Consider the following 12,376-nt stretch of genomic DNA (forward strand, 5'->3'; position numbering starts at 1 on the left):
AACGCACAGAAACCTTTACCCTCAATCTTATCTTCTAATGAGTCTTCTCTCAAGCTTTATCACAAAGAAAACGATGCTGCCCGCTGCAAAGGATATGAGCAACTCCTCCAGCGGAAGGGGCACCAGCCGGAAGAAGGGCTGCGTAAAGGGCAGGTAAACAACTGCAAGTTGCAGCAGGATGGTGGCAACCACAACCAGCGCCATCAGTGGGTTGGTGCCAATGGAAAACGCGGAGTGGGCGGAGGATCGCAGCGCAAGGGCCTGAAAAACCTGCGCAAAACCGATGGTGGTAAAAATCATCGTCTGCCAGGTAAGGTCGTCTGGCTCCGAGGGGTTGTAGTAATACAGGGCCAGCCCCAGCGAGACAGCGGCGATGGTGCCTCCCACTATTCCCAACTGGAGGCCGTCTTTCTTCTCCAGCACTCCCTTTTCAGGGTCCCTGGGAGGCCGTCTCATGGTATCCTCTTCAGCGGGTTCTGTGCCCAGCCCTAGCCCCAGCAGGCCGTCTGTCAGCAGGTTCAGCCACAGCAGTTGCAGCGGCTGCAGGGCAATCACCATCCCGAAGAACGGGCCCAGCAGCATGACCACGACCTTCCCGATGTTACCTGCCAGGGAGAACTTAATAAACCGGACCAGGTTGTCAAAAATCACCCTGCCCTCCTCCACGGCGGCCACAATGGTGGCAAAGTTATCGTCCAGCAACACCATGTCGGCTGCCTCCTTGGCCACGTCTGTTCCTGTGATGCCCATCGCTACCCCGATGTTGGCCTTGCGCAGGGCAGGAGAGTCGTTCACTCCGTCGCCGGTCATGGCCACTACTTCCCCCCTTTTCTGGAGGGCGCTCACAATGCGCAACTTATCCTCCGGCGACACCCGTGCATATACAGAAGTTTTTCCGGCCAGCGCCATAAGTTCCCCTTCATCCGCCCGCTGCAGCTTTTCTCCCGTAATGGCATCCGGCTGATCCGCGAATTGCAGTTCCCGGCCGATGGCTGCGGCCGTTAGCGGATGGTCGCCGGTGATCATGATGGTTTTGATACCGGCCAGTTTGCAGTTCTCGACGGCGACCTTCACTTCTTCGCGGGGCGGGTCTATCATCCCCGCCAGGCCGATAAAAGTCAGGCCCTGCTCCATGTCCGCGCTGCCATTGGCTGCCTCTACCTCCCGGAACGCGAGTCCCAATACCCTGATGCCGTTTTCGGCCAGACTGGTGTTGGCTTCCAGTATCCTTTCCCGCCACACGTCGTCAAGGGCCTCCTGCACCCCGTTCACCCATACAGAATCAGCAACAGTGAGGAGGGCATCGGGAGCCCCTTTGGAGCACAGCAGGTAAGAACCCTGCGGCTGCGCCGGGAAATAAGCCGGCAAACTCCCGCTAATCTGGTGAAGGGTAGACATCCTCTTCCGGTCACTGTCGAAAGGCATCTCGTTCACCCGAGGGAGCGCACCGTAGAGATCTTCTTTGTGGATGCCCCTTCTGGCGCCTGCAACTAATAGGGCTGCCTCTGTGGGGTCGCCTATGATCTGTGCATTGTCCATATCAGCGGCCTTGTCTAATGTCGCATCGTTGCACAGCACGGAGACAGCCAGCGCGAAGTCAAGGGCATTCGCTGCTTTTCCCTCTGACTCTATGTTTGCCCCTCCCCTTATCTCTACTCTGTAATCCGCCGTGTCCACCACTGTCACGGCCATTTTATTCTGCGTGAGGGTGCCCGTTTTATCGGAGCAGATAACGGTAACGGAGCCGAGTGTCTCCACGGCGGGCAGCTTCCGGATCAGGGCGTTCCGCTTCAGCATCCGTTGCCCGCCCAGCGCCAGCGTAATGGTGACCACTGCCGGAAGCCCCTCCGGAATAACCGCCACGGCCACGCTCACAGCCGTCAGAAACATGTCTGCGAGCTCCTCCCCCAGTAAAACGCCGACGCCCAGAATCAGGAGGGCGGCGGCCACGCCAAACATTGCCAGCGTCTTGCCCAGTTTGTCCAGTCTCTCCTGCAGGGGCGTTCTGCTGGTTTCCACGGTTCCCAGCATGTCCGCAATTTTCCCCAGTTCCGTTTCCATGCCGGTTGCCACCGTTACCCCCTCCGCCCGGCCGTAGGTGACCACCGTGCCCATATAGGCCATGTTTTTCCGGTCTCCGAGCGGAACGTCCTCCTGCCCAATGGGGTCAGTGCTTTTTTCCACTGGTTCGGACTCGCCCGTCAGGGCAGCCTCCTGCACCTTCAGGTTAAAGGACTTCAGTATCCGGATATCAGCAGGCACCACATTGCCCGCCTCCAGTTGCACAATGTCGCCGGGAACCAGCTTTTTCGCCGCTGTTTCTATGACAGTCCCTCCCCTGCGCACCCGCACAAGCGGAACCACCATGCGGTTTAGGGCCGCCATCGCCTTCTCTGCCCGGTACTCCTGAAAGAAACCGAGGAACCCGAACAGCAACACAATGGCCAGTATCGCCACCGCCTCGGTAGTCTTGCCGAGAAAAAAGGAAAGGACAGCCGCCGCAATCAGAATGAGCACCATGGTCTCGGTGAACTGCCGCAGCAGCATCTTCAGGGGGCTCTTACGCCTTTTCTCACGCAGCGCGTTGGGCCCGTATTGCTGTAGCCGTGCCTCGGCTTCGGCATCCGGAATGCCTTTGGCTGATGTCTTCAGTTCGGATAAGACTTCCTCCTTGGGTTTAGTGTGCCAGTTTTTCATCCTGTTGCTTTTCTGTTAGCTGTCCTGTTCTTTTTAATACGCAAATAAAAGCGGTCCCGTAACCTCGGGCGCAAATCATTAAAGCAACAACGGACAGCAAGCTGTGTTTTAACCATATAATTTTCCGGCTTAATATTTATCCCATATACCCAAATAGCGTTATATTGCCCATAGCCGTATAATGAAATTTATTACGTGAAATCGACTTTGGTAGCTTCAGAAACCGCAGGTTGGGAGTGGATTGACCTGGAACACCCCACTGTGGAGGATTTGCAGGAACTGGCTGCACAATATGGCCTGCACAGTACCTCTGTCACCGACTCTCTGCAGCCGGAGCACCTGCCCAAGTACGAGCACATCGGGGATACGGCCTTCATGATTGCCCGCGTATATGACACCAGCGCCCACCGCGACGCTGACACGATACAGGAGCTCACTAACAAGATCGCCATCTTCTTCTCCGGGAAATACATTATCACCATTCACCGCAATTCCGCCAGCCTCATCCAGGTGGTGAAAGAAAAATACATCGACACAAATCTCATCCGGACACCGGCTGACCTGCTCGTCAAGCTGATAAAGGCTGTTTTCAAAACGTATGAGGCGCCGGCGCGCACGCTGGCAGAAGACCTGGACTATTATGAGGCCAAAACCTTTCTGAACCGGCGCATGCCGCCGCTCACCAAAGGTCTTTACCACCTGAAGCGGAAAGCCTCCGTGTGCCGGCGCGTGCTCCGTCTGTCGGAAGTGATACTGAGCAACATGCACCAGTATGGGTTTCAATCGACGGAGGTGCAGGACCTGCAGGACCTGCATGTGCATGTGGAGACGCAGTTCGACGAAATCAACGACGGTACCAACAACCTGATCAATATCTATATATCGCTCTCCTCGCAGAAAACAAATGACGTGATGCGTGTGCTCACCGTCTTTTCCGCCTTTTTCCTGCCGCTTACTTTTATTGTGGGCGTCTATGGAATGAACTTTAACCATATGCCCGAGCTGGAGAAGACATATGGATACCCCGCCGTGCTCGTGCTGATGGTGCTGGTGACGCTCAGCATCTACCTGTGGTTCCGCAGGAAAGGATGGCTTCCCTGAGTCTGGTATGCAGGAAGCGGCAATCTGGCCGGGCCTTCATTGCTTCTGTTCGCTGGTTCCTATAGGATTCATCGCTGAAAGATTGCTGCAGGAGAAATAAAAAGCTAACTTAAACGAGCTGACGGTAGCGCTACATATATGGCGTCCCGCTTCGTTCATGCAACAGAAAAACATAAGGAATGCTTAGAGGGATAATGACAGCGTGCTTGGCAGCCTTCATTGGCTTTACGGGAGCGCATGCGCAGAACTACGATGAGGCCAAGGTGCCCGCCTACACCCTGCCGGAGATACTAAAGACAGCCGACGGTAAAGTTATAGATGATGTACGCTCCTGGGAGCAGAAGAGAAGGCCGGAAATTCTGACGCTTTTCGAGAACAACGTCTACGGGCAAATGCCCAAAGCCTACGACAGCCTGCGCTATATAGTAACGAATGAGGTGAAGAACGCAATGGGCGGAAAGGCGCATCTGAAGGAAGTAACCATCACGGCCTGGAAAGCAGACAAGTCTGTCGACATCCACCTGGTGCTCTTTGTACCGAACAATATAGGAAAGCCCGCACCCGCGTTCCTGCTGATCAACAACCGCGACAAGAGCAATACCGACCCGACAAGGGCAGTGAAGAGTGATTTCTGGCCGGCAGAGCTGGCGATTGAGAACGGTTATGCCATCGCGGCTTTCCAGGTAGACGATGCGGCCCCGGACAACAAAGACACGTACCAGGAGGGCGTGCTGCAGCTGTACCCCGGGCAACTGAAAGCAGGTAACGGCATGAAAGCCATCGGCGCCTGGGCCTGGGCAGCCGGCAGGGTGATGGACTACTTCCAGCAAGACAAGGACATTGATGCTGGCAAGGTGGCCATTGTTGGCCATTCGCGCGGCGGAAAGGCGGCTTTGTGGGCGGGGGCGCAGGACCAGCGCTTTGCGCTTGTGTTTTCAAACAACTCTGGCAATTCTGGGGCTGCCCTGTCCAGGAGAAGGTTCGGGGAGACGGTTAAGAAAATCAATGACTCCTTCCCTCATTGGTTTGCTGACAACTACAGGGAGTACAACGGAAACGAGGCAGCCCTGCCCGTCGACCAGCATATGCTGCTTGCCCTTATTGCCCCAAGGCCAGTGTATGTGACCAGCGCCTCCGAAGACCTCTGGGCCGACCCGAAAGGCTCCTATCTGTCGTTGCTGCATGGCCAGGAAGTCTATGACCTGTATAAAAAGCCCTCGGGCCTTACACCAGAGCCTCCGGCAATCAACAGCCCCATCATTAAGTCCTATTTAGGCTACCACAACCGCGAGGGCAAGCACAACCTGACAGCCTACGACTGGAAAAACTTCATGCGTTTCGCTGATTATCATTTCGAAAGCAAGCCATAATAGCTGCGGTTTGCAATGGTATATAGCTTCAAAAGCTGTTGGTGGCTTCAAGCCCTTTTGTAAATTGGGGATAAATGTGTGTTCCCTTATATCCGCAAGTTGTGCGTTAACAATAAAAAGCAGGATATGGCAACAGTAATTAAGACCTGGCAAATCATCGGGGGTAAACTCACATATGTAGCAATAAGCTTAGATCGTGTTTAAATTTTAGGCAGTATCTAATAAACTGTGTAAATGGAGGCTCGGGCGCAAGGTCGAACCTTTTTTCTTACCTTAAACAACCATTCACACAGCCATGTTCAATCAAGACGACATTCTCAACGGTGAGCTTTTAAAGCAGTTCAAGAACTCCAAGGACTTCTCTTGTTTTATGGAAGAACTTTATGTGCGCGGCTCCGAAGAGATAGATAACTCTCAGTCATTGGCTTTCCTGATATTCACAGCATAGGCCCTCTGGGGGTTTTTGACAAGCAGCAAATCGATGTCCTCCTGGCTGAACCCATTTTTCTTCAAAGCAGGGATCAGATACTCGAAGATGTCGGTATACCCGCGGAAGTTTCCCCCGTTTTCCTGCCCCGGGTTATACCACCCCGCGTCATGGGCTATCAACACCTTGTGAAGCACATTCTCTTTTTTCAGTTTTGTCAAAAGCGCTACACACCAATCAATCCCGCCGGGCTTGTCGTGATTGTTTCTGTTCACATTATCCAGCGAAACCCATGCGCCCTGTTTGGCGGCTTTTATATATCCTTCAAAGGTGCCGTCCTGGGCATGCGTCCACACGAAGGCTTCAGGGGAAACCCCTTCGCTTTTCAGAATTTCCAATTGCGCAAATGCCGGGCCATCGGAACCCGTGTGCGAGACAATGGTCAAGCCTGTTGCTTTGTGCGTGATTGCTGCTGCTTTCACAATTTTTGCGTGCATGGGCGATAAGGCGCCTTTCCAGTCAACTGAGATTTTTATAAAACCAGGGAATACACCAGACCCTTCGATTCCATGGTTGAATTCATCGATCCAGACTTTGGCGATTTCCCCGGGAGTTTCGCCGAAAGCGCGTTCAGGAACATACTTATTGTCTCCTGCACCATAATAGCCTGTATTTGTAACAATATGAAGCCCGGTATTTTCGGAAAGCTCTCTTAACAACAGCGGATCGCGGCCTAAATAAGCCGGAGTACATTCAAAAAACGTGTTTACACCTCTCCGTTTGGCTTCAAGCAAAAAAGGGAGCGCCCTGTCCATCACTTCCGGCTTTTCCCAGCGGTGGTAGCCGGTGCTGTCGGCTCCAATAAAATCGACCAGTATATGCTCGTGGATTAAGCTGGTTCCCATCTCTTCAACAGGAATTTCGCCTCTTACGGTTACAAGTCTCCCCTGCTGCAGCTTATGGGAGCAACCCGCCGCAAAAAAGATTGTAACCAGATAAATGATTGATTTGCTCATAATTCTGAATCCGGCACTGCGATGCATGAAAGTCAATAAATATACAACCAAATGAATGGCATGGAGAGTGTGTATGGCAACCGCTCAATGCCTTGCCTTACAACGAACTATTCCACCCTGGGTAAGACCGGGGCCCCTTCTTTATAAATCATAGCATCCCCTCAACTATACTTGAATAAATATAAGCATAGAGAAAATCAAAAATGAGATTTGTTTCTGCTGCTTACTCCATTCATTTATAATCCGTCTGTACCTCCGAGTATATCTTTCTGAGGCAAGCGCATATATACCAGCGTTTTACCCCCTCTTTGTTGCGTAGTCTGGGTGCGGAATGTGCGAAAACAACCAAATAAATTAGCTTTTTCTATATTTATTTTCGTATTTGCTAATATTATTAGCATAACAAAGCCAATGATAGCCCTATGCGCAACGCAAACCTCCTCCCTATATTACCGCAACAGCTGGAGCCGCTTTTCTTCGAGTACATAGAAACTATAGAGATTCCGCTGCTGGCCTCCTGTATCTCCGCAGGCTTCCCCTCCCCCGCTGACGACTACTTGGAAGAAAATATAAACATCGGCAGGTACCTCATCCAGAATCCCGCCTCTACCTACATGATGCGGGTGAAGGGCAATTCCATGGTAGAAGCCAACATCCATGAGGGGGATATCCTTATCATAGACAGGGCACAGGATGCGGCCGACGGCTTGCCCGTCATATGTATCCTGGAGGGAGAGTTCACGGTGAAGACTTTCAAGCGGATAAAGGACAAAGCTTTTCTGGTGCCCGCCAACCCTGCCTATAAATCCATTGAGGTAACAGAGGAGATGGACATGCGGGTGTGGGGCGTGGTGGTATGGATTCTGCACAAGCCGGTGAAGCTGTGACCAGCCTGTTCGCCCTGGCAGACTGCAACTCATTTTACTGTTCCTGCGAGCGGGTGTTCCGGCCCGAGCTTAATGAGAAACCCGTGGTGGTGCTCTCGAACAACGACGGCTGCGTAATTGCCCGGAGCAACGAGGCCAAGGAACTAGGCATACAAATGGGGGTGCCTTTCTTCGAGATCCGCCACCTGGTGGAGAATGGACACGTGCAGGCCTTCTCCTCTAACTACGCCCTATATGGTGACTTGTCAGACAAGGTGATGCAGACGCTATCGCGCTTCACACCGCATGTGGAAGTAAGCTCCATAGACGAGTGCTTCCTGGACCTGGGAGGCTTCTACAAAGTGGACCTGCATCAGTACGCCTGGGAGATAAAGCAAACGGTTCTCCAGTGGACAGGCATCCCCGTCAGCCTGGGGATAGCCCCGACAAAGGCGCTGGCAAAAGTGGCAAACAAACTGGCCAAAAAGTCGCGGAAGGCGAACGGGGTGCTGGTGCTCACGGAGCCGTATCATATACAGAAAGCCCTGGAGGCAACAAAAGTAGAAGATGTGTGGGGCATCGGCAGGCAGCATGCCCGGTTCCTGAAGAAGCGGAACATCCTGACCGCCCGTGATTTTGCGCAGCTGTCGGAGAACTGGGTGAGGCAGCACATGACGGTGGTGGGCGTGCGGCTGCTGAAGGAGCTGCGGGGAGAGTCGTGCCTGGAGTTGGAGGAGGTGGCCCCGCCGAAAAAAGGCATCTGCACTTCCCGAAGCTTCGGCAAGAGGGTGAGCAGCTTCGATGAGGTACAGGAAGCGACCGCCACCTACGCCGCCAGGTGCGCCAAAAAGCTGCGTCAGCAGGGGAGCAGCGCCAACCTCGTCACCGTATTCCTGCACACCAACCCCTTCTCCGCACAAGACAGGCAATACGCAGCCAGCAAGACCGTCTGCCTGCCCGTAGCCACCAACTCGGATATGGAGCTCATCCGCTACGCCAACATCGCGCTGAAAACTATTTTGCGTGAAGGCTACTGGTACAAGAAGTCCGGCGTGATCGTGACTGGCATCGTGCCGGAGGGCCATGTCCAGCTCGGCCTGCTGGACCCGGTAAACAGGGGAAAGCACGCCCGGCTAATGGAGGCAATGGACGGACTCACCGATAGGTTCGGCAGAGGCAAGGTGCGGGTGGCCACGCAGGGGTTTGACAACTCCTGGCAACTGCGGAGCGACTATAAATCTCCCGGCTACACAACAAATATAAACGAGCTGCCAACGGCATATGTGAGGTAGGCAAGCAGGAGTTTTCCTCAAGCTTATATAGCAGCAACAGACTGCGCCTTCTGTTTGTGTCAATTATTTAGAATAATAATCACATCCCGCAACTTTGCATTAAGAATTCAGTAATTATATATAAAGAAAAAAGATATACACCTAGCTACCTGAACTGCTCTCTCATCCCATAGAGCGTTACACCACGTTTAGTATCTTCAAAGTACTATAGAAAGAAAGAAGGTTTGCCCTTCTTTTCCTGCACATGCATGCGCTGTTCTTTCATGGCTTCTTTATGATTGATAAGGCACTGAGTTTACTCGTTACGCAGCTGAACCTGTATATTCCGGAGGACCCGCCGGAGGTCATTCTGGGCAATATTGCCTTACACGATGCCGCTGACCAGGACGCCTTGCATGAAAGAACAGTGCTCAGCCTGGTAAATGTAGAGGAAGAAGCCACCCTGAAGAACAACCGTTTCTACCACACCCTGCCCCATGCCACACAATACACCCACGCACCCGTATTCCTGAACCTCTACCTGTTGTTCGCTGCCAACTACCTGAAGTCTTACGACAAGGCTTTAACGCGCATATCGGCCGTTATCCGGTTTTTCCAGAGCAGGAAAACCTTTGACATGGGCAGTGGCAATTCACTTCCGCCCAACCCCGACCCTGATGAGCTGGCGCTCTCGCTGACGATGGAGCTTTACACGATGTCGTTTGAGCAGGTAAACCACTTATGGGGCACCCTGGGAGGCAAGCAGATGCCGTTTGTCATGTATAAAGCTCGCCTGGTAATGCTGCAGGATAGAAAAATTCTCCGTGAGGCACCCTTGATCGAGGAGATCAAAACAGATTTGCAAAGTACGCTTTAGCTCTTTTGGCGATGGAGAGTATCTACTACAAAAAATTGTTTGAGGTGCGGGTGCTACATGAATACTACCTCTCCCAGGACAGTACCTCTCCGTTTTTCGGCTTGCCTGATGCAGCACGGGAAAGCATCCTGCAGAGCAAGCTCTTCCATAACCAGTACGACATCCACCAGGACCTCGCCATTGCCCCCACAGCGGCCTGCGCAAAACTCCTGAGGCATTACCATATCCGGTTCGTGCCGCAGAAAACAGGCTTTTTCGCAGGTATCCGCGTCAATCCGGACGGTGCAGCCTATCGCCCCCATATCCCCCTGGAGCAGGAAATTGCCTTTGAATTCTCCCTCCGTATCCGGAACCCTTACTTCCGCAACTTTACGAACGGGCGGCTTCGCGCCAGTGTGCCGGCGCTGTACCTTTTCACCAACTCCGACCCCGGCGGCGCCAAAACCTTTCCGTCCCTGTCGGAGCCTGTAGCGCCTTTCAGGGCGGGTGCTTTCTATGAAATGGGCGAGCTCTCCACATCAGGCGCTGATGTAAGGGAAGCTGTCGTCAGCACGAACAACAACCAGAACGCGAACTGGCGGAAAATAGCTTCCGGAAACGTTGCCAGCGAAAGCGACCGGCTGCTGCTCCCGATGCAGTTCCGCTATGCCTTCGGCACAGCCGCCAACGTGCAACAAGCCTCGTTTACCCTGAAAAAGAACGGCAGCCTCATCAAAACCATCGAAAAATCTGGTACCGAAAACCTGGAAAGTGTACTGCTCGACTTCCGCACCGATGGCGCTGATCCGCCCCTTGAAACCGCTGCAGGCCCATATGTGCTGGAGGTGAGCGGCGACAATGGCTATTCAGACAGCCGGAACATATACCTCAGCCACGCGCTTTACGACAGCTGCACCTTCGGCGCCATCATTATATATAACAGCAGCACCGCCCCAGCCTTCAGCGTCCTCACTCCTACCGGCAACCTGAAAGTACCGCACCCTGTCTTTGAAATTCGCCTGAAAAGCAGAATCACTTATTGGCGATATAAATCAGAGACAGGAAAGACACTTGCCGCCACCCCGAAAACCAGCCCCTACCTTTCTGCGGAAAACGGCGCGCTCCGCAGCACCAGCCCCCTTCCCATGCTCTCCAACCCAATCGAGTTCAGGGACGCGAACCCTGCCACTCCGAGAGTCTTCCTGCCTAACCCACCCGACAACTCCCTCCGAATTGAAAACAACGGCCTTTTCTATTCTGATATATACCTCTCCAAAATCAAAGACCTGATAACTGAAGCGTGATGAGATACACTGATATATAAAAAGTAAAACTATGGCTGAATACAAAACCCCGGGTGTTTACATAGAGGAGATACCAAAGCTCCCTCCCTCCATCGCCTCGGTGGAAACGGCGATACCGGCATTTATTGGCTATACCCAAAAAGCCAAGCGGAAGGAGGAGAACGATCTGCGGAACAAGCCCTGGCGCATCGAGTCGATGCTGGACTACGAGCGGTATTTTGGCTTTGCCCAGCCGGAAACAGGTATCGAGGTGGTGGTGGACGCCACCCAGTCTGCCCGCACGGATGTGCGCGGAAGAGTGAATCCCGACCTGCGGTCGAACTTCCTGATGTATTACTCGCTGCAGCTGTTTTTCATAAACGGAGGCGGCCCCTGCTACATCGTTTCGGTGGGGGATTACGAAAGCTCGGGCGGGGTGATCCTGGAGGCAGACCTGAAGCCGGGGCTGGAGGAGGTGGAGAAGGTAAACGAAGTGACGCTGCTGCTCTTCCCGGATGCCATCAACATGGCGGACGGCGGCACCTACTATGCCCTCTACAAAGAAGCCATCGACCAATGCGTGAAGCTGAAGGACCGGTTTGTAGTGCTGGATGTCTACCGGAGTCCCGACAATGCCGACAACTGGCAGGCAGACATCGCCTTTCTGCGGGATACGCTGGCAGGCACAACGGAAGAACTGAAGTATGCCGCTGTTTACTTTCCCCGGATTTACTCCCGCGTGGACTTCTATTACAACGACCCGGAGACCGGAAAGCCCCTCGATGAGAACGTGAAGATCATCAGCCAGGGAGCCGGGGAGTTGGGCGCTACCCTCGCCGAGCTCAAGACAATCAACAATGCCTATTATAACCTGGCAAAAGGGGCGATCAACGACATGGAAATGCTGCAGCCTGCCTCACCGGCAGTGGTAGGCGTTTATGCGCAGGTCGATAACTCGAGGGGCGTCTGGAAAGCGCCGGCCAATGTGAACATAGATTATGTGGTGCGCCCTGAGGTGCTCATTACGCCCGCACAGCAGGAAGGGCTGAATGTTGACTCCCTTGCCGGCAAATCGGTCAATGTCATCCGCTCCTTCCCGGGCAGGGGGCCGGCCATTATCTGGGGGGCCCGCACGCTGGCTGGCAACGACAACGAGTGGCGCTACGTTTCTGTGCGGCGGTTTTTCAATATGGTGGAAGAGTCCACGAAAAATGCGACGGAGCTGTTCGTGTTCGAGCCCAACGACCGGGGCACGTGGATCAGGGTAAAATCTATGATTGAGAATTACCTGACGCAGCAGTGGAAAGCCGGCGCTTTGATGGGAACGACCACCCGCGAGGCATTTTTTGTGAAAGTGGGTCTTGGCGAAACCATGACCGAACTGGATATATGGGAAGGCCGCATGATCGTGGAAATCGGGCTGGCAGTGGTTCGACCTGCTGAGTTCATCATTCTGCGCTTCATGCATAAGATGCTGCAGGAGTCTTAG

At 53.5% G+C, this 12,376-nt stretch carries 9 protein-coding genes; 7 read left to right on the plus strand and 2 right to left on the minus strand.

The annotated features are described in order from the left end of the window. Positions 1–27: 27 nt before the first annotated feature. Entirely contained in the window at positions 28–2,697 is a 2,670-nt protein-coding gene (locus GSQ62_RS01705) for a cation-translocating P-type ATPase (RefSeq protein WP_161887903.1), read from the minus strand. Between the two features lie 207 nt (positions 2,698–2,904). Here GSQ62_RS01705 and GSQ62_RS01710 point away from each other — a divergent pair, with 207 nt between their 5' ends. Together GSQ62_RS01710 and GSQ62_RS01715 are read left to right on the plus strand one after the other, a co-directional pair. Then, the gene (locus GSQ62_RS01710; protein ID WP_161887904.1) at positions 2,905–3,798 is read left to right on the plus strand and encodes a magnesium transporter CorA family protein; all 894 of its coding nucleotides are present in this window, start codon (positions 2,905–2,907) and stop codon (positions 3,796–3,798) included. Positions 3,799–4,004: 206 nt separating this feature from the next. After that, positions 4,005–5,168 (plus strand): alpha/beta hydrolase family protein, encoded by a 1,164-nt coding sequence (locus GSQ62_RS01715; protein ID WP_161887905.1) that lies wholly within the window; start codon positions 4,005–4,007, stop codon positions 5,166–5,168. A gap of 414 nt (positions 5,169–5,582) precedes the next feature. Here the strand turns inward: GSQ62_RS01715 and GSQ62_RS01720 are convergent, their stop codons facing one another. Then, on the minus strand, positions 5,583–6,611 hold the full coding sequence (locus GSQ62_RS01720; RefSeq protein ID WP_161887906.1) for a phosphotriesterase family protein: 1,029 nt from the start codon (positions 6,609–6,611) through the stop codon (positions 5,583–5,585). Positions 6,612–7,033: 422 nt separating this feature from the next. Here GSQ62_RS01720 and GSQ62_RS01725 point away from each other — a divergent pair, with 422 nt between their 5' ends. The 5 genes from GSQ62_RS01725 (at position 7,034) to GSQ62_RS01745 (ending at position 12,376) form a co-directional block, all read left to right on the plus strand. Further along, positions 7,034–7,498: a LexA family protein gene (locus tag GSQ62_RS01725; protein WP_161887907.1), complete on the plus strand. Its 465-nt coding sequence runs from the start codon at positions 7,034–7,036 to the stop codon at positions 7,496–7,498. After that, positions 7,468–8,769: a Y-family DNA polymerase gene (locus GSQ62_RS01730; RefSeq protein WP_161887908.1), complete on the plus strand. Its 1,302-nt coding sequence runs from the start codon at positions 7,468–7,470 to the stop codon at positions 8,767–8,769. The genes GSQ62_RS01725 and GSQ62_RS01730 overlap by 31 nt, the downstream gene beginning before the upstream one ends. A 274-nt stretch (positions 8,770–9,043) precedes the next feature. Next, positions 9,044–9,625 (plus strand): DUF4255 domain-containing protein, encoded by a 582-nt coding sequence (locus GSQ62_RS01735; protein ID WP_161887909.1) that lies wholly within the window; start codon positions 9,044–9,046, stop codon positions 9,623–9,625. A gap of 11 nt (positions 9,626–9,636) precedes the next feature. Continuing rightward, on the plus strand, positions 9,637–10,908 hold the full coding sequence (locus GSQ62_RS01740) for a hypothetical protein (RefSeq protein WP_161887910.1): 1,272 nt from the start codon (positions 9,637–9,639) through the stop codon (positions 10,906–10,908). A 31-nt stretch (positions 10,909–10,939) separates the two neighbouring features. Next, the gene (locus GSQ62_RS01745) at positions 10,940–12,376 is read left to right on the plus strand and encodes a phage tail sheath C-terminal domain-containing protein (protein WP_161887911.1); all 1,437 of its coding nucleotides are present in this window, start codon (positions 10,940–10,942) and stop codon (positions 12,374–12,376) included.

Source organism: Pontibacter russatus (genome assembly GCF_009931655.1).
In the GTDB taxonomy this organism is placed as follows: domain Bacteria; phylum Bacteroidota; class Bacteroidia; order Cytophagales; family Hymenobacteraceae; genus Pontibacter; species Pontibacter russatus.

Excerpts from the sequence above, each read along its gene's own strand:
- GSQ62_RS01720 (WP_161887906.1), bottom strand. The coding sequence starts at position 6,611 with ATGAGCAAATCAATCATTTATCTGGTTACAATCTTTTTTGCGGCGGGT.
- GSQ62_RS01740 (WP_161887910.1), top strand. The coding sequence starts at position 9,637 with ATGGAGAGTATCTACTACAAAAAATTGTTTGAGGTGCGGGTGCTACAT.
- GSQ62_RS01705 (WP_161887903.1), bottom strand. The coding sequence starts at position 2,697 with ATGAAAAACTGGCACACTAAACCCAAGGAGGAAGTCTTATCCGAACTG.
- GSQ62_RS01745 (WP_161887911.1), top strand. The coding sequence starts at position 10,940 with ATGGCTGAATACAAAACCCCGGGTGTTTACATAGAGGAGATACCAAAG.
- GSQ62_RS01730 (WP_161887908.1), top strand. The coding sequence starts at position 7,468 with ATGGATTCTGCACAAGCCGGTGAAGCTGTGACCAGCCTGTTCGCCCTG.
- GSQ62_RS01735 (WP_161887909.1), top strand. The coding sequence starts at position 9,044 with ATGATTGATAAGGCACTGAGTTTACTCGTTACGCAGCTGAACCTGTAT.
- GSQ62_RS01725 (WP_161887907.1), top strand. The coding sequence starts at position 7,034 with ATGCGCAACGCAAACCTCCTCCCTATATTACCGCAACAGCTGGAGCCG.